The following is a 22,967-nucleotide window of genomic DNA, read 5'->3' as shown; positions in this document are numbered from 1 at the left end:
GATGTTCGGACTATCGGGAACGCGGGGGCCGTGTAACCTCAAGAAAACGCTCGGCGAATCCTGCTCTCTCTAACTGTCCTAATAGAGAAGAATCCTTCGGATTCTTGCTAACGGATGGTGCGTCTGTGGACAGCGCCGCTCGGCTGCTCGACGCGCGGAGGTCGCGATGAGCGTGCTCATTGGTGACTGCCGCGCTGTCATGCCGGCGCATGCGCCGTTCGACATGATCCTTGCCGATCCGCCCTATGGCGACACGTCGCTGGGATGGGATCGCCGCGTCGAAGGATGGCTCGCGCTGGCACGCCAGGCGCTCGCGCCGACCGGCTCGATCTGGCTATTCGGTTCTCTGCGGAGCTTTCTCGGTATCGCCGGCGACATTCGCGCGGCGGGTTTGCGCTACGCCCAGGAAATCGTCTGGGAGAAGCAGAACGGTAGCGCGTTCCACGCCGATCGGTTCAAGCGCGTCCACGAACTGATTGTTCAACTCTACCGCACCGATGCGCGCTGGGACGATGTCTATAACGACGTTCAGACCACGCCCGATGCCACCGCGCGCACCGTTAGACGCAAACGCCGCCCGCCGCATACCGGCCATATCGAACGGGGGCATTATGCCAGCGAGGATGGCGGGCCGCGGCTGATGCGCTCAGTCATCTACGCGCCGAATTGTCATGGCCGAGCGACCCACCCGACCGAAAAGCCGGTCGGTATTCTCGAAATCCTGATCCGCACCAGTTGCCCGCCTGACGGCCTGGTCGGCGATTGGTTCGCGGGTTCAGGTGCTGCGGGCGAAGCCGCCCGCGCGACCGGAAGGCGCTATCTTGGGTGCGAGATCGACGCCGATATGGCCGCGCGCGCCGACGCCCGCATCGCGGCCGTCCTGCCGTTCGGCGGGGTGCCTCTCGCATCGGACCCTCATTTTGGAGACCTACCATGAAGCAGCCGCCGCCCGGCGAGCGCGTGAGCACTGGCGTCGTTCCACCGCTCCGCGACGCCATGACCGACGTCGAACTGATCTGGATCGAGAAGCGTCTTGAGCATTGGATCCGCTTCGGGCGGATAGCCGCCGAACGAATCGTCAGCCGTCGAACCCGCGTCGTCTCGTTCCGCGCCAATGCGGTGTTCTCGTTCGTTCGCTGGGCTTCGAACGACTATGGCACGGTCCATTCACGGATCGACGTTCTGCGCGCCGTTGGCGCGCAAGAGGGCTATACGACGGTGCCGTTCGTGCGGCCGGGCGGCGAACTCCTGCTTTCGATCCAGGGCTGGCCGAAGGTCCGCGCCGTGCTCGCCGCGATCGACGCGGTGGAAGCCGCCGGCGTCGATCCGTGCGACGCCTCGCCTGATCACTGGCGCCATATCCAGAACCGTCTCTCCGCAGGCGAGCGGCCGAGACTCTATACCGCCCAACGCCATGCGGCATGGCTCAAGCGCAAGGCGATCGAGTCATGAGCCGGCTCGGTTATGTGCTGGTGACGCTGCTCGTCGCCGAACTTTTCACGACGCTGTTCGTCGGCGTCGCGTTGCTCGCGCCGCGTCCCCGGCTCATCTGGAACGCGAGCGCCAGCGCGCCGATCGGCCTCTATCGCCTGACGGCCACAGCGCATCCCGCTACCGGCGACCTGGTTGCGATCAAGTTGCCCCACGCGCTCGCGCGCTACATGGCGGACCGCAATTATCTCGCGATCGGCGTGCCGCTATTGAAGCATGTCGCGGCACGCCCCGGCGCGCGCGTTTGCCGCACCGGCCCGCGCGTGACCGTTGACGGCCGATTGACGGCGACGGCCTTGCCTCGCGACAGCCATGGCCGGCCGCTGCCGGTCTGGCATGGCTGTCACATCGTCGGCGGCGACCAGCTCTTCCTGCTGAACGACACGCCGGACAGCATGGACGCCCGATATTTCGGCCCGATCCCGGCCGCCGGCCTGCTCGGTCGCGCGACGCCGGTCCTCACCCGCGATGCTCCCGACAAGCCACTACACTGGCGCGGCCTTGGCGGCAGCGCGGCTTCCACCCCCAGCAAAGGACATTGATCATGCAGATTGGCCGCTTTCACCGTGTCGGCGACGTCTATGTCGGCCGGCTCCAGACCGCGCTTCTCGACGTGCCGCTCCGGCTTGTTCCCATCGCCGAACGTGCAAGCGACAAAGCCCCTGACTGGCGTGTTCATCTTGATGGCGACGAACCGGCGCTGGAGGTCGGTTCGGGCTGGACACACCCGCGCGAGGGCGGCGGCAGCTTCATCACCGTGCAGATCGACTGCCCGAGCCTTGCCCAACCACTGCGCGCGAATCTGCTCCCGTCTCGCGACGGGGAGGATCAGTATCTTCTGCTCTGGTCACGCGTGCCGCGCCGCGCGCGGGAGCAGTGAGCGATGACTCCGGTACGCGGGCGTCGGCGTGCGTGCTTGCTCCGCTCGATGCTGCCGATGCTCCTTGCCTGCGCCGCTACTGCGTTTGTCCCGGCAGGAGTCATGGCAAGGACCGGACCATCGGCAGCCGCAGACGCGCCGTCCTACGTCGCCATCGTTGCCGAAGCGGCGCGGCGCTTCGGCCTATCCGAAGCCTCGATCTGGGCGGTGATGCGCGCCGAAAGCGGCGGCAACCCGCGCGCGATCTCCGCAGCCGGTGCGATGGGTCTGATGCAGCTTATGCCGGCGACCTGGCGCAGCCTCACGGCGCGCTATGGTCTCGCTGCAGACCCCTTCGATGTCCATGCGAACATCCTGGCCGGCGCGGCCTATCTTCGCGAGATGCTCGATCGCTACGGCGATCTGCCGACCGCGCTGGCCGCCTATAACGCGGGACCGGGCCGCGTCGACCAATGGCGGTCGGGGACGAAAACGCTTCCGGCGGAAACGCTTTCCTACGTCGCGCGCATCACCCCATCGCTGGGCGCATCGGACACCGCATCGCTCGCTGCATCGACCGTACGCGCTCTTCCGATCGCCCCTACTTGGCGCACCTCCGTCATCTTCGTTGCGCGCAACGACCGGACTTCCGTCTCTGCAGCGCCCTCCTTCGGCGCCCAACCTGGCAGCGGCGAAACCGCGCCCCCGTCCAGCGCTCGCACCCCCTCCATCCCTTCAGCAGGCTCCCTCTTCATCCCGCTTTCCGGTCGGAGCGAACAATGAACGTCCACAGCGTCTTTTCGCGCGAGATGGGACGTGGCGGCGTAGTGCAGCATAGGGAGCAGGCGATTGATTCCGAAGGCAAAAATCGATGGCGAGATAAAAGGCGCGCCAGCCTGTGGGGCGCATGTGGTTGTGAGATAAAGGTTTTTTCGTCTGGCTCGCGGGAAGGCCGTCTGGCACGATTTTCACTTTATCCCGTCTTTTCAATGCGTCGCCGTCTGGCATCGGCCATGGGAGGCCGGCGGTGACCTCCGACGACAACGATTTCACGATCCGGCCGGGAAGGAGCGGGGATGCCGGACAGGCATCCGGGCGTCGGGCGCAAAGCCTCGCCGCACAGGTGCGGCGGGCCGCGGCCAGGGCAGGTCACGCCCGGCGAGGACCGTCGAGAGGCCGAGGCACCGGCAGTCGAGGACGCGGCCGCATTGCCCGGCTGCGCACGACGGGCAGCGTCACCAACCGTCGCGTCGTCATCAAGGCACGGGTCGTTCGTCACACGGGCGCACGGTTTCGCGCAGCACCGCTCGCCCGGCATGTCGCCTATCTGAAGCGCGATGGCGTCACACGCGACGGGCGCGATGCCGACCTGTTCGACGTGCGCTCGGACCATGCCGATGGCGATAGCTTTGCCGGACGCTGCGAGGATGACCGGCACCATTTCCGCTTCATCGTCAGCCCCGAGGATGCCGGCGACCTCGCCGACCTCAGGACCTTCACCCGCGAGCTGATGGCCGATGTCGCGCGTGATCTCGGCACCGAGCTTGATTGGGTCGCCGTCGATCACTGGAACACCGACAACCCCCATGTCCATGTCCTCGTGCGCGGTGTCGCCAGCGACGGATCGGACCTTGTTATCGACCGCGACTATATCCGGGAAGGCATGCGTGCCCGCGCCGAGGAGCGGGCCACGATCGAGCTGGGGCCGCGCAACGAGCGGGATATCCATCAGGCAATCGAACGGGAGGTTGAGGCCGAACGCTGGACCAGCCTGGATCGATCTCTCCAGCGCCTCGCCGACGAACTGACGGGCACCATCGACCTCCGTCCCGATACCGGCGACGATCCCCAAATGCGCCGGCTGCTGGTCGGGCGGGCCGCCAAGCTCGAGAGGCTCGGACTGGCCGATCAACAAGGGCCGGGGGTATGGGCGATCCGACCGGACGCCGAGCAGGTCCTACGTGACCTTTCGATCCGCACCGACATCATCAAGACCATGCACCGCGCCATGGCGGGCGAAGGCCGCGCGCCGGATCCTGGCGCGTTCGCGCTCCATCGCGATGCGCCCCCCGAACCGATCATCGGGCGGCTGGTTGAGCGCGGTCTGCACGATGAACTCGCCGGCACCGCCTATGCCGTGATCGACGGTGCCGACGGCCGACTGCATCACCTGACCTTCGACGATATCGACATGACCGGCGACGCCCGGCCAGGCGCCATCGTCGAACTCCGGTCGTGGCAGGACGCGCGCGGGCGTCATCGTCTCTCGCTGGCGACACGGTCGGATCTGCCATTGACCGCACAGGTCGAGGCACAGGGCGCAACCTGGCTCGATCGCCAGTTGATCGCGCGCGATCCGGTCGCGATCGACAACGGGTTCGGGATCGAGATCCGCGACGCGATGGAGGCCCGATCGCGACATCTCGAAGGCGCTGGCCTCGCGCGCCGGCAAGGACAGGGCTTCCTGTTCGCCCGCGACCTGATCGACACCCTCAGGACGCGGGAACTTGAGGCCGCGACCGAAGCGATCGCCGCCCGCACCGGCCTTGCGCACCGTCCGTCCGCAGCCGGCGACTATGTGAGCGGCATCTATCGCGAGCGCGTGACGCTCTCGTCCGGCCGCTTCGCCATGATCGACGATGGCTTGGGCTTCCAGCTCGTGCCCTGGCGACCGGCGCTCGATTCGCATCTTGGCCAACACATCGCCGGCACCATGGGACCCGGCGGCGGCATCGACTGGTCGCTCGGCCGCGGCAGGGGGCTTGGCCTGTGACGCCCACCCATCAATCCGAACCGGAGATCACCGCATGAACGCTACCAAGATACTCTGGGGCCAGGTCCTGACCGTCATCACGATCGTGCTCGGCACGGTCTGGGGCGCCACCCAATGGACCGCCCACGCGCTTGCCTACCAGCCCGAACTCGGGCCGCCCTGGTTCGTGCTTGCCGGCATCCCCGTTTATCCGCCACCCGCCTTCTTCTGGTGGTGGTTCGCCTATGACGCCTATGCGCCGAAGATCTTCGTGCGCGGGGCGTTCATCGCCGCCTCGGGCGGCATCCTTGCGATCATCGTGGCGATCGCCATGTCGGTGTGGCGCGCCCGCGAGGCGAAGAAGGCCGAGACCTATGGCTCGGCACGATGGGCAACAGCGGCCGAGGCTAATCGTGCCGGACTGCTTGGCGATCGCGGAGCGGTGCTGGGTCTTCTAGGACCACATTACCTCCGTCACGACGGGCCCGAGCATGTGCTGTGCTTCGCGCCGACGCGATCGGGCAAGGGTGTGGGGCTCGTCGTGCCCACGTTGCTCGCTTGGCCGGAAAGCTGCATCGTCCATGACATCAAGGGGGAGAATTGGCAGCTCACCGCCGGCTTCCGTGCTCGCCACGGCAGGGTGCTGCTGTTCGATCCGACCAATCCGGCGTCGGCGGCCTACAACCCGCTGCTCGAGGTCCGGCGCGGCGAGTGGGAGGTGCGCGACGTGCAGAACGTCGCCGACGTATTGGTCGACCCGGAAGGCAGCCTCGAGAAGCGTAACCACTGGGAGAAAACCAGCCACGCATTGTTGGTCGGTGCGATTCTCCATGTCCTTTACGCCGAGGCCGACAAGACGTTGGCCGGGGTCGCTTCCTTCCTTTCCGATCCCCGGCGGCCGATCGAGACGACGTTGCGCGCCATGATGACCACACCGCATCTGGGCGAAGCCGGCGTGCATCCGGTGGTCGCTTCGGCCGCGCGCGAGCTGCTCAACAAGTCGGAGAACGAACGCTCGGGCGTGCTATCGACCGCAATGTCCTTCCTCGGACTCTACCGCGATCCGGTCGTGGCGCGGGTGACGAGGGCTTGCGACTGGCGGATCTCCGACCTGGTCAGCGGCCCGCAGGCCGTGACGCTCTATCTGGTCGTACCGCCCTCCGACATTAGCCGGACCAAGCCGCTCATCCGTCTGGTCCTCAATCAGATCGGCCGACGCCTGACAGAGGAACTTCATCCGAAAGGCAATAGGCACCGGGTGCTGCTGATGCTCGACGAGTTTCCGGCGCTCGGCCGGCTCGACTTCTTCGAGAGCGCGCTCGCCTTCATGGCGGGCTATGGGCTGAAGGCTTTCCTGATCGCGCAGAGCCTCAACCAGATCGAGAAGGCCTATGGGCAGAACAACGCGATCCTCGACAATTGCCATGTCCGGGTGAGCTTTGCGACCAACGATGAGCGCACCGCCAAGCGGATCTCCGACGCGCTCGGCACCGCGACCGAGATGCGCGCGATGAAGAACTATGCTGGCCATCGGCTTTCGCCGTGGCTCGGACATCTGATGGTGTCGCGTACCGAGACCGCGCGGCCTTTGCTCACGCCCGGCGAGGTCATGCAGCTCCCTAGCGATCAGGAAATCGTCATGGTGTCGGGCGTGGCGCCCATTCGGGGAACCAAGGCGCGCTACTATCTTGATCCACGGTTTTGCGAGCGGCTATTGCCTCCACCAGCACCACAGGCCATCGTGCCGAAATATCGCGCGCGCGACGACTGGTCCGACATGGTGCCCGTTGCCGCACCGCCAGCCCCCGAGCCGGCGCCGCAGCAGCCGTCCCCTCCGGGAACGGAAGCTTCTGCTTCGGACGGGGCCACAAAACCCACCGACACGATCACCGACAATGCCAATGCCGGCATCAGGCGGGAGCCGGAGCTTGGCGTCCATGAGGACATCGCGCCAACACCTAAAGCCCCCGAAGGTGAGTTCGATTTCGATGGCGACGCGGCGCAAGAGGATGCGGCGCAGGCTCGTCGCGCCGCGGACCGCCTCGCGGCAGGCAACGCCAGGCGGGCGTCGCTCGATCCCAATGATGGTATCGAGCTATGAGCGGGCCGCGGGTCAAATATACCGTCCGGCTTCCGGCGGATCTGACGCGACAGCTTGCCGATCATGCGCGATCTCGCCGGGCCTCGCAGACCGCGATCATCGAGGCCGCATTGCAATCATTCCTCTCGCCCGATGGCGCCGACCGGCTCGAAGCCGCGGTCAGCCGCCGGCTCGATCGACTGACCCGGCAACTCGAGAGACTGGAATGGCATGTGGAGCTGTCGAACGAGACGTTGGCGCTGTTCATTCGCTTCTGGCTGACGAGCACGGCACCGTTGCCTGATACGGCGATGAAAGCCGCCCAGGCGATGGGCAGGGAGCGGTGGGAACGGTTCGTGGAATCGCTCAACCGACGAATGGAGAATGGCCCGCGCCTGAAGACCGAGCTGTCAGTGGATGTAGCCCGTTCAAACGGTGACGGTATCTGACTCGAATCAGAACGGCCGATCTGGCGTTACCGAGGCTCCCGGGCGAGCTCAAGATATCGGCGTCCAGAACAGATATTTGTGCAAGATATCGGTGGCGGACATCAGGACGTCCAAGTCGGACCGCCGATCAATATAGCACTCGCGAAGTTTGGACAGCGCAAGCGATATCTGGTCGGTGAAATAGCGCGGATTGACCAGGGTGAGAGTATCGTCGCCGAGGTCGCCCGATGAACCATCCCAGGGTCGCTTGGCGAGCTTGATCGAGGCTGCCATCTCTCTGTCATATCGGAAAATATACCAGTCGCCAGACTTGGTACGACTGGTCAACGATGCGTCATGAACCAGTCCGTTGCGGAGCGCGTAGAGTGCCTTCACCTCATCGCTCATCGGTGCGAGACTCATGAAATAATAGAGCGCCCGATGAATTGACGCTCCGCCGATAGGGTGGTGCGGTTTGCTCTTGTCGCGATAACAGGAGCCGATTTGGTCCAAAATGGCGAAGCCTGCCAGGAGTGGAGCATAATTGGACGTGAGCTGGATGCCGCGGGACTGTCGCATCTCGTGCTCAATCCCTTCGAGACACGACGTCACTCGAAAGTCCTTGGTCCTCTCCGGCTGTCGCGAGGAGAGATGGCAATACACGATGTCGTCCAGCATCAAACTCTGAAGGCGCTTGGCCGACAAGTCGCGAACTCGATTCGACACGACAAACTCCCCTTCAACAATCCATTGTCATTGCCGCGCGGAAGGGGTTGACGCAATCACCGTTGAAGCAGGCGCCTACGCCATCCCCTGTATTACTTCGCCACGCTGCTACGCCGCTAAATATCTGTTGAACTTCGACTTTTCCTGCGTCTCTTAATCATCCCCATCGCGCCAACGGCATCGTGCCTGCGCCGGAACGGGGATCAAGATGGGCGCGGAGCCAGTCCGATCGGAAGCTACCTTGCGCGGCGCGCGTATGCTGCGCACGGCGATGGGTGCGTCGATCTCCGCCTGGCTCGCCGAGCCTGACGTCATCGAGGTGATGCTCAATCCCGACGGCCGCCTCTGGGTTGATCGCCTGGGCCAGGGTATCACCGATACTGCCGAACGTCTCGCGCCCGCCGACGGTGAGCGCATTATCCGGCTTGTCGCCCACCATGTCGGTGTCGAGGTTCATTCCCGATCGCCGCGCGTGTCGGCCGAACTGCCCGAGACAGGTGAACGGTTTGAGGGGCTGTTGCCTCCGGTGGTGACGGCGCCGGCCTTTGCCATTCGCAAGCCCGCTGTCGCTGTGTTCAGTCTGGAGGACTATGCGCGCAACCAGATAATGTCCCGGCTGCAGGCCGCGGTCTTGCGCAAGGCCGTCGCCGATCGCGCGAATATCCTGGTCGCGGGCGGCACCGGTACCGGCAAGACCACGCTCACCAACGCGCTGCTCGCTGAGGTCGCCAAGACCGGCGATCGCGTCGTGCTGATCGAGGACACGCGAGAGCTGCAATGCGCGGCACCCAATCTTGTCGCGATGCGCACCAGGGATGGCGTCGCCTCGCTGTCCGATCTGGTCCGCTCCAGTCTCCGCCTGCGTCCTGACCGCATTCCGATCGGCGAGGTGCGTGGTGCCGAGGCGCTCGATCTCCTGAAGGCCTGGGGCACCGGCCATCCCGGCGGTGTGGGCACGATCCATGCCGGCAGCGCGATCGGAACGCTCCGGCGCATGGAACAGCTTATCCAGGAGGCGGTGGTGACGGTGCCCCGCGCGCTTATCGCTGAGACGATCAACCTCGTCGCGGTCCTGGTTCGTGATGGCTCCGGTCGCCGTCTCGCCGAACTGGCGCGCGTCGACGGGATCGACCCGGCGACCGGCGATTACCGCCTGACTTTGCTTCCCGCCTTTCAAGAAGGAGACGTTTCATGATCGCTGTTCTTCGGCGTCGCCTCGTGCGCGCCCGTCATTTGGGAATCGGCCTGGCGCTTTGCGCCCCGCTGTGGACGAGCCCGGCTTATGCTTCGGGTTCCTCGATGCCGTGGGAATCGCCGCTCAACTCGATCCTTGAATCGATCGAGGGGCCGGTCGCCAAGATCATCGCGGTGATTATCATCATCGTGACGGGCCTGAGCCTTGCCTTCGGCGAGACCTCGGGCGGCTTCCGCCGGCTGATCCAGATCGTGTTCGGCCTGTCGATCGCGTTTGCGGCCTCGTCCTTCTTCCTCTCCTTCTTCTCGTTCAGCGGCGGAGCGCTGATCTGATGGAGGGCAGCGGCGACATCGTGCCGGGCTATTACGCCCCGGTTCACCGCGCGCTGAGCGAGCCGATTTTGCTGGGCGGGGCGCCGCGCGCGGTGGCGATCCTGAACGGGACGCTTGCCGGCGCGATCGGCCTCGGACTGCGGCTTTGGTTCGCAGGGCTCGCGATCTGGGCCATCGGTCACGCGCTCGGCGTATGGGCGGCGCGGCGCGATCCGCGCTTCGTCGATGTCGCTCGCCGCCATCTGCGGTATCCGACCTGGGTGCGGCCATGATGAGCTTGCGCGAATATCGCAGCCACGCCGCCTGCCTTGCGGATTTCCTTCCCTGGGCAGCCCTTGTCGCGCCGGGGATTATCCTCAACAAGGACGGCAGCTTCCAGCGCACCGCGCATTTCCGCGGCCCCGACCTCGACAGCGCGACGCCGGCCGAGCTGGTCGCGGTGACTGCCCGCCTCAACAACGCGCTGCGGCGGCTCGGCACGGGCTGGGCGATTTTCGTCGAGGCGCAGCGAACGCCGGCGCTTGACTATCCCGGCGGCGACTTTCCCGATCCGACATCGGAGCTGGTCGATCTCGAACGGCAGGAGCAGTTCCGCGAGGAGGGCGCGCATTTCGAGAGCCGCTATTATCTGACGCTGCTGTGGATGCCGCCTGCTGAGGATGCGGCGCGCGCCGAGAATTGGCTCTATGAGGGCCGCTCCAGCACCGGCATCGATCCGAAGGAATTGCTGCGCGCGTTCGACGATCGAACCGACCGCCTGCTGCACCTGGTCGAAGGATTCATGCCCGAGATCGGCTGGCTCGATGATGCCGCTACACTGACCTATCTGCACAGCACGGTCTCGACCCGGCGCCAGCGCGTTCGCGTGCCGGAAACACCGATGCACCTCGACGCGCTGCTCACCGACGAGCCGCTGACCGGCGGCCTCGAGCCGAAGCTTGGCGCGCACCACCTGCGCACGCTCACGATCACCGGCTTCCCGACCGAAACCTTTCCGGGCCTTCTAGACGAGCTCAACCGCCAGGCCTTTTCCTACCGCTGGTCGACCCGGGCAATCATGCTCGACAAGACCGATGCGACCAAGCTGCTCGGCAAGATCCGGCGGCAGTGGTTCGCCAAGCGCAAGTCGGTCGCGGCCATCCTCAAGGAGGTGATGACCAACGAAGCGTCGGTCCTCACCGACAGCGACGCCGCAAACAAGGCGGCCGATGCAGATCTCGCGCTTCAGGAGCTGGGCGCCGACCAGGCCGGCATCGCCTATGTGACGGCCACCATGACCGTCTGGGACCGCGACCCCGCGCTCGCGGCGGAAAAGCTGCGGCAAGTCGAGAAGGTCATCCAGGGCCGCGATTTCACCTGCATGGCCGAGGGGCTGAATGCGGTCGAAGCCTGGCTCGGCAGCTTGCCAGGGCAGGTCTACGCCAATGTCCGCCAGCCCCCGATCTCGACCCTCAATCTCGCCCACCTGATCCCCCTGTCAGCTGTATGGGCGGGGCCGGAACGGGACGAGCATTTCGGTATGCCCCCCTTGCTCCATGCACGGACCGAAGGCTCGACCCCGTTCCGGTTTTCCCTTCATGTCGGCGATGTCGGCCACACGCTGATTGTCGGGCCAACCGGCGCCGGAAAATCGGTATTGCTGGCGCTGATGGCGCTTCAGTTTCGGCGCTACCCCGACAATCAGATCTTCGCGTTCGACTTCGGGGGCTCGATCCGCGCCTCGACCATCGCCATGGGCGGGGACTGGCAGGATCTTGGCGACGCCCTTGGCGACAGCGAGGCACAGGCACCGGTCGCCCTTCAGCCGCTTGCCCGCATCGACGAAGCCGGCGAACGCGCGTGGGCCGCGGAGTGGCTTGCAGCGATCCTCGCCGGCGAAGGCATCCGCATCGATCCCCAGGTCAAGGAGCATCTCTGGTCGACGCTGACGTCGCTCGCGACAGCGCCGACGGCCGAACGGACACTGACCGGCCTTGCGGTCCTGCTCCAGTCGAACGACCTGAAGCAGGCGCTGGCACCCTATTGTGTCGGAGGGCCTTGGGGCCGGCTGCTCGACGCCGAGTCCGAGCATCTGGGGGCCGCCACGGTCCAGGCTTTCGAGACTGAAGGGCTGGTCGGCGCGGCATCGGCCGCGGCGGTGCTCGCCTATCTCTTCCATCGCATCGAAGGCCGCCTTGATGGCCGGCCGACGATGATCATCATCGACGAGGGCTGGCTGGTGCTCGATAGCCCGGCGTTCGCTGCCCAACTGCGCGAGTGGCTGAAGACACTGCGCAAGAAGAATGCAAGCGTGGTCTTTGCGACCCAGAGCCTCGCCGACATCGAGACGAGCAGCATCGCCCCGGCGATCATCGAGAGCTGCCCGACGCGCATATTCCTGCCCAACGAGCGCGCTGCGGAGCCCCAGATCGCCCGGATCTACGAGCGCTTCGGGCTCAATGCCCGACAGATCGAGATCCTCGGACGCGCCACGCCCAAGCGCGATTATTATTGCCAGTCGCGTCGCGGCAACCGGTTGTTCGATCTGGGACTCGGCGAGATCGCTCTCGCATTCGCCGCTGCCTCTTCCAAATCGGATCAGCGGCGTATCGCCGAGCTGGTCGCCGAGCACGGCCATGCCGGCTTCGCCCGCGCCTGGCTCCAGCATCGCGGGCTCGAGTGGGCCGCACGGCTCCTTGCCGAGATCCCGGACACGGCATCCGACCACCCCCAACACGAGGAGAATTACCCATGACCATCTTTCGCACGCCCCGACGCCTGAGGATCGTCGCGCTCGTCTTTGCTTCCGCCAGCGCGCTATCGTTCAGTCTGCCGGCCCACGCCCAGTTCGGCTTCGGTGGGATCGTCTATGATCCGACCAACTACGCCCAGAATGTGCTGACCGCGGCGCGTAGCCTCCAGCAGATCAACAACCAGATCCGGCAGATCGAGAACCAGGCGCAGTCTCTGATCAACGAGGCGAAGAACCTCACGAGCCTGCCGGTATCGACCCTCTCGACGCTGCAATCCCAGATTCAGCAGACCCGTCAGCTTCTCACCCAGGCCCAGCGCATCGCCTATAGTGTGCAGGACATCCAGAGCGCGTTCACCCAGCGCTACAATGGCGCCAATCTGACCGCGTCGCAGTCCCAGATGGTGTCCAATGCCAATGATCGCTGGCAGGACAGCGTCGGTGCGCTCGAAGATGCGCTGCGGGTCCAGGCCGGTGTGGTCGGCAACATCGACGGGGCAAAGGCATCGATCGACACGCTGGTATCGGCCAGCCAGTCGGCAAGCGGCGCGCTCCAGGCCTCGCAGGCTGGCAATCAGCTTCTCGCGCTTCAGTCGCAGCAACTTGCTGACCTGACTGCGGCGATCGCCGCTCAAGGGCGGGCTCAAGCGCTACAGGCAGCGAACAACGCCGCCACCGAGGCCGAGGGGCGCGAGCGTTTCCGGCGGTTTCGCGGCAACTGACATGAAGCCGGGGCGCAAGATAATGTTCGGCGTGGGGCTAGGCGGGATCATGCTCGCCCTAGCTGTCGCATCGGCGCTGCGGCCTCCATCGGGCGCCCCTCCGCATGTCGCCAGGCGGGCGGTAAACGCCATGCCGGCTGATGCGATCCCTGACCGATGCCGCAGCATTACCATGCCCGATAGCGGTTGCGATGCCGCCTGGGAGGCGCGTCGGCGCCATTTCTTCACCGGAGAGAACCGATGAACGATACAGGGGTGATCGACACCTTCCTGTCGGTCTTCACCAGCTATATCGACAGCGGCTTCGGCCTGCTCGGCGGCGAGGTCGGATTCCTGTCCTCCACCCTGATCGCGATCGACGTGACGATCGCAGCATTGTTCTGGGCATGGGGTGCGGACGAAGACGTGCTCCAGCGCTTGGTCAAGAAGACGCTCTATATCGGGGTCTTCGCCTATATCATCGGCAACTTCTCGAACCTCGCCAACATCCTGTTCCAGAGCTTCGCCGGCCTTGGTCTCAAGGCGGCCGGCAGCCCAATGTCAATCGGCGATTTTCTCAAGCCCGGCACGGTCGCCGCGACGGGGCTCGATGCGGCCAAGCCGTTGCTCGACGCCACGGCTGATCTGCTTGGCCCGATCGGGCTGTTCACCAATTTCGCCCAGATCCTGATCCTGCTGCTCGCCTGGGTGATCGTCGTGCTCGCCTTTTTCGTACTCGCGATCCAGGTCTTCATCACCATCATCGAGTTCAAGCTGGTGACGCTCGCCGGCTTCGTGCTGCTGCCCTTCGCCTTCTTCGGCCGTACCGCGTTCATGGCCGAACGCGTGCTGGGGCACATCATCTCGTCCGGCATCAAGCTCATGACCCTCGCGGTCATCACCGGTATCGGCACGACGCTGTTCAACCAGTTCACCAATGCCGGGCTCGGCACCGAGCCGACGATCGAGCAAGCGATGTCGATCGCGCTCGCAGCGCTCACGCTTCTCGGCCTTGGCATCTTCGGACCTGGTATCGCCAACGGCATCGTCAGCGGCGGCCCCCAACTCGGCGCTGGTGCGGCGGCCGGAACCGCACTCGCCGCCGGCGCGACCATTGCGGGGGGTGCTGCGGTCGTCGGTATTGCCGGGGGGGCGGCCGCTGGCGCAATCGGCGGGGCTGCCATGGGCGGCGCCCGCACGGCCGGCGCCGCATCCGCCGCCTATCGGGCCGGTGCCGCCGGCAAGAGTGGCGGCGCTGCTGTTGCCAGCGGCCTTGCCAATGTGGGCAGGAACGCAGGCGGCGCCGCGATCTCACCGCTACGTCGGGCGGCCGGCGCGATGCGATCGAGCTTCGCCAGCGGCGAGGCTGGCGGCTCTGCGACTGCCGGTGCACCCCAGGGTGCAGGCGCCAGTGCTGGCGGCACCGATGGCGCACCGTCCTGGGCAAAGGCGATGAAGCGGCGGCAAGCGATCAGCCACGGCGCGACCATTGCCTCCCAAACCCTCAAGTCCGGCGACAGCCATGGTGGTGGTGCCGGCCCCGACGTTTCCGACAGGAGCTGAGCCATGTTCCGACGACCCTCGACCCGTTACGGGAAGACGCCCGAGCCCGTTACGCCCTATCAGCGCGCGCAACAGATCTGGGATGACCGGATCGGCTCCGCGCGCGTACAGGCGAAGAACTGGCGCCTGGCCTTTTTCGGTTGCCTGGCGCTGTCCGCCGGGCTTGCCGGTGGCTTGGTCTGGCAATCGGCACGTGGAACGATCGTGCCCTGGGTGATCGAAGTCGACAAGCTAGGCGAAGCACAGGCGGTAGCGCCGGCGAGCGCCGATTACCGGCCGAGCGATCCCCAGGTAGCGTTCCATCTGGCGCGCTTCATCGAAAATGTGCGCTCAATCCCGGCCGATCCGATCGTGCTGCGCCAGAACTGGCTGCGGGCCTACGACTTCGCAAGCGATCGGGGTGCCCTCGCGCTCAACGATTATGCCCGTAACAACGATCCATTTCCCCAGGTCGGCAAGGTGCAGGTGGCTGTGGACGTAGCGAGCGTCATTCGCGCCTCGCCCGACAGCTTCCAGGTCAACTGGACCGAGCGCCGCTATCAAGACGGCTCCCTCGCTTCGACCACACGCTGGTCGGCGATCATGACCGTAACGATCCACACGCCCCGCACGCCCGATGAGCTTCGCAAGAATCCCCTCGGCCTCTTCGTCGACGCCCTCAACTGGTCAAAGGAACTCAGCCAATGACACCGTTTCATCCGCCTGGCCGCGCCCGCTCAGCTCCCCTTTCCCTGCTTGCCGCCATTCTCGCCACGGCGGCCTCGACATCATCGCTCGCACAGAGCGCGCCGTCGACATCCTCGCCGGCATCGCCGACGCCATCGGACCAGCCATCGCCCAGGATTCAGATCGTCGCGATCCCGACGCCGCTCCCGTTGCCCGGCCAGCTGAAGCCGATCGATCCGCCTGCAGCGCAGCCCGCTCCGCCCGGCGACCCGAAGGATCGGGTCGGTCGCGCCAACGCCGCCGCGCGGGTCGAACCCGACCGAAGCGCCTGGCTGAACGCGATCCAGCAATTTCCCTATGCGGACGGCGCGCTCTACCAGATCTACACCGCTCCCGGTCGCGTCACTGACATCGCACTCCAGCCGGGCGAGCAACTGGTTGGCCCTGGGCCAGTCGCAGCCGGCGATACCGTGCGATGGATCATCGGCGATACGGTGAGCGGCAGCGACTCGGCGAGGCAGGTCCATATCCTCGCGAAGCCCACCCGCGCCGATCTGGTCACGAATCTCGTCATCAATACCGACCGGCGGACCTATCATCTCGAATTGAGGGCCACATCCGGGGTCTATATGGCGGCGATCTCCTGGACCTATCCGCAGGACATGCTTGTCGCGTTGCGCACCGCCCGGGCCGAGAGCGAGCGCGTCGCACCGGTCGCCACTGGCATCGACCCCGCCGCGCTGAACTTTCGCTATCGCATAGAAGGCGACACGCCAGCCTGGCGCCCGGTTCGGGCATTCGATGACGGCCGCCAGACCTATGTGGAATTTCCGGAAGGGATCGCCACGACGGAGATGCCGCCGCTGTTCGTCGTCGGTGCCGACGGCAAGGACGAGCTGGTCAATTTCCGGGTGCAAGGCCGCTATCTGGTGGTCGATCGCCTGTTCGGCGCCGCCGAACTGCGGCTGGGTGCCAGGAAGCGGATTCAGCGCGTCCGGATCACGCGCGATGATACACGCCGCCGGAGGCAATCATGACCGACGGGCAGGACAAGACCCCCCCGGAGCAGCCCGCCTCTCCCGAGCGCGACGATACATCCAATATGGAGGCATTTCAGCTGCGCGGCCCGACGCCGCGCGTGACACGGTTATCCCGAAAGACGCTGGCCGTGATCGGCGCAGCCGCCGGCATGGGGATCGGCGGGTCGCTCATCTATGCGTTGCAGCACCAGAAGCCCGCCTCGCTGCCACCAAACCTCTACAGCAACGAGCACAGCGCCAAGGCTGCCGCAGTCACCGGTGCACCGGCCGATTATTCCAGCGCGCCGAAACTCGGCCAACCTCTTCCGGGCGACCTCGGCAGACCCATCCTGAACGCGCAGACCAACGGCCAGCCAGTCTCAGCTCCGCCGATGGGCGCCGGTGGCTCCGACCCTCGCGCCGTCGCTGCCGAACAGGCCCGCCAGCATCTAATGCAGGAACGAGATTCAGCACGCACCAGCACGCTCTTTCTCGCTGGACAGAATGCCAGCGCTGTAGCCGGTCCAGCCACATCCGCAGCAGCCGTCCAGCCAGCGGCTCTCACCGGCTCGGTCGGCCTGGCCACGTCGGGAGATACGCCGCCCACCACCGGGCAAGCCGGTAACCGGGCGTTTCTTGCGGCGTCGCCGAACCGCGTGAGCGTAAGCGCCGAGCGTTTGTCGGCGCCTGTTTCACCCAATGTCCTACAAGCCGGCAGCATCATCCCGGCTGCACTGATCACCGGCATCCGGTCCGATCTTCCCGGCCAGATTACCGCGCAAGTGACCCAGAATGTCTTTGACAGCCCAACCGGCCGCATCCTGCTTATCCCGCAGGGATCGCGACTGATCGGCGAATATAGCAGTGAGGTGTCGGCCGGGCAGAACCGTGTGCTGCTTGCTTGGGATCGCCTGATCCTTCCCGATGGCCGCTCGATCCTGCTCGATCGCCAGCCCGGTGCCGACACCGCTGGTATGGCCGGTTTGCAGGACCGGACGAACTACCATTGGGGCAACATGCTGCGCGCGGCGCTCATCTCGACATTGCTGGGGGTCGGGAGCGAGTTCGCGACCGATAGCGACGACGAGCTGACGCGCGCGCTTCGCTACGGGACGCAGGACACGATCAATCAGACCGGGCGGCAACTCGTCCAGCGCGAGGTCGGTGTTCCACCGACCCTCACAATCCGCGCCGGTTTTCCATTGCGCGTGATCGTGACGCGCGACCTTGTCCTCGAAGACGTGGGAGGCAGGCAATGACCAAGCTGCGGCTGGGACGCATCGAGGATGACAGACCCGTCAAACTGACGATCGAGCTTCCGGGAGCCGTCCATCGTGAACTGCTTCGCTATGCCCAGGAGCATGCCCGCGAAACCGGGCTGGACCGGCCACTTGCGATCGAGCGGCTTGTGCCCCCTATGCTGGAGCGTTTTATGGACGCGGATCGTGGATTCGTCAGGCGCAAGCGCGGCCAGGCTTGATCTTTCGCGCAAATGACACATTCGGCCCCTTGAAGCGGCAAGGCACTCTTAACACATGGAATCCGGTCTGCGGGCTACGTCCAAAACGGCGCGACCGGGCGACTGGTGCGTATGTCCAGGCCCAAAGCTAAAGGTGCCAGTGCGTGCCCCAATGCACGTTCTCACTGCTCGGTCACCCAGGACCATTTTGCAGATAATGATCGCGCGGATGAGCGCCCAAGCGATTATAATTGGATTATAAAATAGTCGGCGCGGTGCGCCGTTCATAGCCTTCCAAAGCGGCAATCGAGTCGCGTATTCGGAAGGACGTCATCATGACACAGCGCAATGAAGTGAGCGAGGAACTCATCGACCTCGGCGACGTCGTCGTCGAGACCAAGGGGCCGGTCGGCATCGTCGCCGATAGCCTGACGTCGCTGCAGCAGCCGTTCGGCATCTCCAACGACTGACGGCAACGGGCGCGCGTGGCTTGGCCGCGCGCGCTTCGCCGAGGCATTATGTCCTTAGGAATCCGCGAGGGACTCTCATACTGCCTGTGCGACGGGCGCCCGATCTTCATGGATCTGGATTCGCGTCGCTATTCGACGCTGCCTGCGCAACTTTGCGGTCCGTTCGTGGCGTTCATGGCTGGCGAACAGGCGATTCCCCAAACCGACGTTGATCGGCTGATCGCATTGCGGGTGATCCAGCCGGGAACGGGGACGCATCAACCGCGCGAGATCCTTCCTCTCCCTACTCACGAGATAATGCCCGCGAGGCAGGCCAGCTCTACGGTTGTAGCACTGGCCGCGCAGGGTGTCGCTACCTGGCAGGTTCGGAGTATCTCCCTTCGCCGCCTTCTTACTGACGAAGCAGCACGACGGCCCAGCGATCACCAGGATGCCAATGAACAGGATCTTGGACGGTTGCGCAGAGCCTTCGAGCGTATCGCGAGTTTGTTCGGCGAGGCGAACGAATGTCTCCCACGATCGCTGGCGTTTCGGCGTCTGGCGCTCCGCTACGGCCACCGGCCGTCGCTAGTGATCGGGGTCAAGATCAATCCATTCGGCGCGCATTGCTGGGTGCAGTCCGGAGCACGTGTCGATAACGACAGCCTTGAGCGCGTCCGCCTGTTCACGCCTATCCACGTCGTCTAATGGGACTGAGATACCTCCTTGTTGTCGCGAGGGCCGGGCAAGTCTGCCCGGCCTCTCTGGACGCTATCATGGCGACCGCTGGACTGGTCGCGGCGGTACGGACTTCCCGATATTGTCTTTATCTCAGCGAGCCGGATCATTGGGCTCGGCTCGACGGCGGGCGCGGTATCGTTGTCGGCGATCTCTTCGCGCGTGATGATGTAGCGGACGTTGCGGCACTTTCGGGCGGCCGGGTGGCCGCCTCTGCCGGCGACTTTGCCGGGCTCTTGCGAAACTATTGGGGTGGCTATGTCGCTATGTCCCAGGAGGATCGGCATATCCAGGTCTTGCGCGACCCATCGGGCGCGCTTCCGGCCTATTATGTCGAGCGCGACGATGGCTGGTATGTGGCATCTGACGCGCCGCTCCTGGCGGAGGCGGGGTGCTACTCGCCTGTGATCGACTGGGATGAGATCGCGTGGTTCTTCTACACCAACGGGTTCCCGGGCGAATCCACCGCGCTCGCCGGGCTTCGGCAAATTATTCCCGGTACGGCGGTTTCGTTGCCGCCTGATAAGCAGGGCACCAGCCTGTTGTGGTCTCCCTGGACGCATATCGCCGCGCCCGACAGAGGGCCGGACGCCCTGCGATATGTCGCGACGCAGTGCATGCGGGCCTGGCAGATTCGCCATGGCCGCATCGTTGCCGGCGTTTCCGGCGGACTCGACTCGTCGATCGTCGCCTGCGGCCTTGACCGGGAAGAGGTGACGGCGCTGACGATCTCGACCGGGGACGCGCAGGGCGATGAAACACCGTATGCGGAAGCTCTTTGCAGCGTGCTCGACATTCCGCTCGAGCGCGCCCGCTACGCATTAGAGGCGATCGACATTGCTCGTCCGAGCCTTGCACATCGCCCTTTTCCAGGCGGCATGGCGCAACTGCAAGCCTATGACGCCGTCGTGATCGAGAGCGTGCGCCGACAAGGCGCGGCGGCATTCTTTTCGGGCGTAGGCGGGGACAATATATTTCAACTAACCCAGTCGGCTCGGCCTCTGGTCGACCGCCTGATGACCGACGGGCTGACTAGCGGGCTTTTCTCGACCCTTCAGGATATCTGCAAGCTGACCGGCGCCAGGACGACAACGGTGCTGCGAGAGGCTGCTCGCGTGCCGCGGCGACCCGGCCCGAAGTACCGATGGCCAACCGATCGGCGATTGCTGACACCTGAAATCACCGCGCGCCTCAATGCGCGTCCATTCGATCACCCATGGCTGGAGGCGCCGCAAGACTGCCTTCCCGGCAAGCACGCGCACGTCGCGATGATCCTTCGCGCGCATGCCTATCTGGAATGCCACGACCGCCGCTGGCCATTTGCGTCCGTACACCCGTTGATGTCGCAGCCTATCCTCGAACTGGCGCTTGCCACGCCAAGCTGGGTGGCCTGTGAAGGCGGCGTCGATCGGGCCCGCGCAAGGCGCGCGTTCATGGACGTCATTCCCGCCTCAGTGCTGCATAGGCGTCTCAAGGGCGGCCCAGATGGTTTTGCATCGCAGATCATGCAAATCCATCGCGAGGCCATTCGTGAGATCCTGCTGGATGGCCGATTGGTCCGCGAGCATCTGGTCGACCGCGATTCTCTGGAGCAAGCATTGACGGAAAGTGCCCTGATGCGGGGCCACAATTATGCCCGCCTGCTCCAACTTCTCGATGCCGAGGCTTGGGCACACCATTGGCTGTCAGTGGCGAACCGATCGAAGGCCATGTTCAGCGCGTGGCCCCCGATTTCATCGCCGCCCATCGCTTCACCTCAGCCTCGCGCCGCGGATCCTCCGGTCGCTTGTCCCGTAACCAGAACATGAACCAGTCGAGACCACGCTGATACGCGGCAAGCCGGTGCGCGGGTTGCCATTTGAGGTGGAACTCGCCCGGAAATACGAAAAGGTCGGCGGGCTTGCCGGCCTCGCGAAGGGCCGTGACGCTGTCGACTGCCGCGCGCAATTCGTCATCCGCCGCCTCGAATAATAGCGGCATATGCACGCGGTGCGCGTTCTGGATGAGCGACATCTGCCGCCAGAAGGCCGGCACCTCTGTCGAGACGCCTGGCCAGCCGATCGCGGCGAAGCGGGCGGTGTAAGCGGGACCGACCCAGCCGCTCTGCTGGGGCTCCCAACAACAGCCGCTCAGGATACCCGCCGAAAACCGGCTGCTGTTGACCGCCGCATATTGCACGGTCGAGGAGCCGTCGCTCAGCCCGGTAATGCCGATCGCACTGGGTTCGACGACCCCGCGCGCAATCAGTGCATCGATTCCTTTATCGATAACGGAGAGCACGTTGCGGCGATCGGCGAAGCCGATGAGATTGCGGCGATCGATGTCGATGGGGTCGGTCGCGTCGGCGACGGCCCCGGCCGGGGCCGGGCGTTGAAGGCTGAGTACCGCAAAGCCGTTGTTCGCGAAGAGCTGGATCGGGAATTCATCACCCACCCCGCCGCGCAGGAATCCGCGTGACTGATATTGGACGACGATAAGCGGATAACGCTGGCCGGGCTGGTAGTCGGTCGGCAGGACCGTATCGACATAGGCTGGGATACCGAGGCTGCTGGTGAGCTTGATCCGCTCGACTGCGCCCAAAGTGAGCTGGGCGAATTCGGGATTCGGGTCGGCGATTTCGCGCACTCGGCCCCGCGCAAGGTCGATGGCGACCAGATACCGCGGGCGTAGGGACGTCTCGCGCAGACAGATCAGGTCCTGCGTCTGGCGTGGCTGACAATCGATCAGGGCGTCGCCGGTCGAATAGAGGCGGCGAACGTGAGCGGTTCCCGGCCACCACTCATAGATAGCTGTGGTCATATGCGCCCAGCCTTCGCGTCGAATGAACCGCACGCGCTTGCCCGAAAGCCAGAGTGGACCATAGCTATCCTGACATGCTGTTGCATCGCACAGGAGCGGCGATGCACCACCGCAGCGCAGCTCGATCCGGGTAGGCGCGATGAATCCTTGGCCCGCAGGCGACCGGAACGGTGTGCAGGGTTCCCCGGTTGAGACACTGCCTACGCGTGCATCAAACAGCGCAATATCCGACTTGCCTGCCTCGCTCTGCCGTCCTGTTGCACTGTCGAACACCGCAAAGTGGGCCTCGGTCTTGCCAAGGATCGGCACGCTGGCGCGCATGGGCACGAAGCGCTCGTCATAATGATAGCCGGTGCGGCTTTCCGCATCGAACTCGGTCGTCACGGCAGGCGGAAGCGTCACGAACCGAACGACAATCCTCGCATTGTCGATGATGCGGAAATCCGCGACATCGAGCCCTTCGGGCGTGACCGGCGCGCTGCGTGCGCCTGCGATATCCGTGCGCCAGACGCGATCGCCACCCTTGGTCCGCTTGAGGAAGGCGATGGCGCGTCCATCCGGGAACCAGCGCGGCGTGATCGTTCTGGCCGTGCCGATGGCGGTTGCGGGGACCGTCGGCACACCGTCGGGCGCGAGCATGAAATCGCCGCCCTCATCGACGAACCGCGCCTCGCCACCGTCAAGCGGCTGAACGACCATCGCCAGGCAATAACGATTGGCGACGGGGTCAGCCTGACGAATCTGGAACGCGACCCATCGTTCGTCGGGCGACAGCGTCATGACGTGCTCGGCCGGTTCCATGTCGCCGGCCTGGCCGATATCGCGAAGCCGGACGAGGTCTTCGGCCGTCAGGGCGCGCTTGACGATGGATTGCTGTGCACGGCGCCAGTCGAGATCTTGGCACGCATCCGTTGCGTGCGCAGACGCGATAGGTGCGGCAAGGCCTGCCAGTGCGAGGGCAATGCGAAGATTGCGCATG

The 22,967-nt window shown here is 65.1% G+C and carries 24 protein-coding genes; 22 read left to right on the top strand and 2 right to left on the bottom strand.

Features of this window, described 5'->3' with window-relative positions:
- Positions 1–166: 166 nt before the first annotated feature.
- The 8 genes from WC704_RS05360 (at position 167) to WC704_RS05325 (ending at position 7,631) form a co-directional block, all read left to right on the top strand.
- Positions 167–937 (top strand): site-specific DNA-methyltransferase, encoded by a 771-nt coding sequence (locus tag WC704_RS05360; protein ID WP_209516647.1) that lies wholly within the window; start codon positions 167–169, stop codon positions 935–937.
- On the top strand, positions 934–1,452 hold the full coding sequence (locus WC704_RS05355) for a DUF2840 domain-containing protein (protein ID WP_310066599.1): 519 nt from the start codon (positions 934–936) through the stop codon (positions 1,450–1,452). Before WC704_RS05360 ends, WC704_RS05355 begins: the two co-directional genes overlap by 4 nt.
- Entirely contained in the window at positions 1,449–2,033 is a 585-nt protein-coding gene (locus WC704_RS05350; RefSeq protein WP_209516644.1) for a S26 family signal peptidase, read from the top strand. Before WC704_RS05355 ends, WC704_RS05350 begins: the two co-directional genes overlap by 4 nt.
- Before the next feature lie 2 nt (positions 2,034–2,035).
- Positions 2,036–2,371 carry a DUF736 family protein gene (locus WC704_RS05345; protein ID WP_209516641.1) on the top strand — a complete coding sequence of 112 codons (336 nt, stop codon included), beginning with the start codon at positions 2,036–2,038 and terminating at the stop codon, positions 2,369–2,371.
- A 48-nt stretch (positions 2,372–2,419) separates the two neighbouring features.
- Positions 2,420–3,133 (top strand): lytic transglycosylase domain-containing protein, encoded by a 714-nt coding sequence (locus tag WC704_RS05340; RefSeq protein ID WP_209516760.1) that lies wholly within the window; start codon positions 2,420–2,422, stop codon positions 3,131–3,133.
- Positions 3,134–3,377: 244 nt separating this feature from the next.
- Entirely contained in the window at positions 3,378–5,123 is a 1,746-nt protein-coding gene (locus tag WC704_RS05335; RefSeq protein WP_209516638.1) for a DUF3363 domain-containing protein, read from the top strand.
- 34 nt (positions 5,124–5,157) lie between these two features.
- The gene (locus tag WC704_RS05330) at positions 5,158–7,203 is read left to right on the top strand and encodes a conjugal transfer protein TraG (RefSeq protein ID WP_209516635.1); all 2,046 of its coding nucleotides are present in this window, start codon (positions 5,158–5,160) and stop codon (positions 7,201–7,203) included.
- Positions 7,200–7,631, top strand: coding sequence for a ribbon-helix-helix protein, CopG family (locus WC704_RS05325; protein ID WP_209516632.1), 432 nt, complete (start codon positions 7,200–7,202; stop codon positions 7,629–7,631). Before WC704_RS05330 ends, WC704_RS05325 begins: the two co-directional genes overlap by 4 nt.
- Before the next feature lie 48 nt (positions 7,632–7,679).
- Here the strand turns inward: WC704_RS05325 and WC704_RS05320 are convergent, their stop codons facing one another.
- Positions 7,680–8,336, bottom strand: coding sequence for a hypothetical protein (locus WC704_RS05320; RefSeq protein ID WP_371421261.1), 657 nt, complete (start codon positions 8,334–8,336; stop codon positions 7,680–7,682).
- Between the two features lie 208 nt (positions 8,337–8,544).
- Between WC704_RS05320 and trbB the strand changes: the two genes are divergently transcribed.
- The 14 genes from trbB to WC704_RS05250 all read left to right on the top strand — a co-directional run bounded on the left by trbB (position 8,545) and on the right by WC704_RS05250 (position 20,997).
- Entirely contained in the window at positions 8,545–9,531 is a 987-nt protein-coding gene (gene trbB, locus WC704_RS05315) for a P-type conjugative transfer ATPase TrbB (protein WP_209516625.1), read from the top strand.
- A complete protein-coding gene (locus tag WC704_RS05310; RefSeq protein ID WP_209516622.1) occupies positions 9,528–9,863 on the top strand; it encodes a TrbC/VirB2 family protein in 336 nt (111 codons plus the stop codon). The genes trbB and WC704_RS05310 overlap by 4 nt, the downstream gene beginning before the upstream one ends.
- Entirely contained in the window at positions 9,863–10,135 is a 273-nt protein-coding gene (locus WC704_RS05305) for a VirB3 family type IV secretion system protein (RefSeq protein ID WP_209516619.1), read from the top strand. The genes WC704_RS05310 and WC704_RS05305 overlap by 1 nt, the downstream gene beginning before the upstream one ends.
- Positions 10,132–12,597: a conjugal transfer protein TrbE gene (gene trbE / locus WC704_RS05300; RefSeq protein WP_209516616.1), complete on the top strand. Its 2,466-nt coding sequence runs from the start codon at positions 10,132–10,134 to the stop codon at positions 12,595–12,597. Before WC704_RS05305 ends, trbE begins: the two co-directional genes overlap by 4 nt.
- Entirely contained in the window at positions 12,594–13,316 is a 723-nt protein-coding gene (gene trbJ / locus WC704_RS05295) for a P-type conjugative transfer protein TrbJ (protein WP_209516614.1), read from the top strand. Before trbE ends, trbJ begins: the two co-directional genes overlap by 4 nt.
- 1 nt (position 13,317) lies before the next feature.
- Positions 13,318–13,560, top strand: coding sequence for a putative entry exclusion protein TrbK-alt (trbK-alt, locus tag WC704_RS05290; RefSeq protein ID WP_209516611.1), 243 nt, complete (start codon positions 13,318–13,320; stop codon positions 13,558–13,560).
- Positions 13,557–14,858, top strand: coding sequence for a P-type conjugative transfer protein TrbL (trbL, locus tag WC704_RS05285; protein ID WP_209516608.1), 1,302 nt, complete (start codon positions 13,557–13,559; stop codon positions 14,856–14,858). The genes trbK-alt and trbL overlap by 4 nt, the downstream gene beginning before the upstream one ends.
- 3 nt (positions 14,859–14,861) lie before the next feature.
- The gene (gene trbF / locus WC704_RS05280) at positions 14,862–15,545 is read left to right on the top strand and encodes a conjugal transfer protein TrbF (protein WP_209516606.1); all 684 of its coding nucleotides are present in this window, start codon (positions 14,862–14,864) and stop codon (positions 15,543–15,545) included.
- The gene (trbG, locus tag WC704_RS05275; protein ID WP_209516604.1) at positions 15,542–16,561 is read left to right on the top strand and encodes a P-type conjugative transfer protein TrbG; all 1,020 of its coding nucleotides are present in this window, start codon (positions 15,542–15,544) and stop codon (positions 16,559–16,561) included. Before trbF ends, trbG begins: the two co-directional genes overlap by 4 nt.
- Complete coding sequence (locus WC704_RS05270; protein ID WP_209516601.1) at positions 16,558–17,802, top strand: TrbI/VirB10 family protein; 1,245 nt, start codon at positions 16,558–16,560, stop codon at positions 17,800–17,802. Before trbG ends, WC704_RS05270 begins: the two co-directional genes overlap by 4 nt.
- Positions 17,799–18,023, top strand: a complete 225-nt coding sequence (locus tag WC704_RS05265; protein ID WP_209516598.1) for a DUF2274 domain-containing protein — start codon at positions 17,799–17,801, stop codon at positions 18,021–18,023. The genes WC704_RS05270 and WC704_RS05265 overlap by 4 nt, the downstream gene beginning before the upstream one ends.
- 314 nt (positions 18,024–18,337) lie before the next feature.
- On the top strand, positions 18,338–18,472 hold the full coding sequence (locus WC704_RS05260) for a benenodin family lasso peptide (protein WP_209516595.1): 135 nt from the start codon (positions 18,338–18,340) through the stop codon (positions 18,470–18,472).
- Between the two features lie 108 nt (positions 18,473–18,580).
- Complete coding sequence (locus tag WC704_RS05255) at positions 18,581–19,159, top strand: lasso peptide biosynthesis B2 protein (RefSeq protein WP_209516591.1); 579 nt, start codon at positions 18,581–18,583, stop codon at positions 19,157–19,159.
- Between the two features lie 68 nt (positions 19,160–19,227).
- Positions 19,228–20,997, top strand: a complete 1,770-nt coding sequence (locus tag WC704_RS05250; protein WP_209516588.1) for an asparagine synthase-related protein — start codon at positions 19,228–19,230, stop codon at positions 20,995–20,997.
- On the opposite strand, the gene WC704_RS05245 is transcribed toward WC704_RS05250, so the two are convergent.
- On the bottom strand, positions 20,903–22,966 hold the full coding sequence (locus WC704_RS05245) for an Atxe2 family lasso peptide isopeptidase (protein ID WP_371421263.1): 2,064 nt from the start codon (positions 22,964–22,966) through the stop codon (positions 20,903–20,905). The two genes, WC704_RS05250 and WC704_RS05245, sit on opposite strands and share 95 nt — an antisense overlap.
- Between the last annotated feature and the right edge of the window lies 1 nt (position 22,967).

It is taken from the genome of Sphingomonas sp. (assembly GCF_041661885.1).
Taxonomy (GTDB): Bacteria; Pseudomonadota; Alphaproteobacteria; order Sphingomonadales; family Sphingomonadaceae; genus Sphingomonas.
The sequence above is the reverse complement of the archived record's forward strand: the minus strand, read 5'-3'. Positions and strand labels throughout refer to the sequence as shown.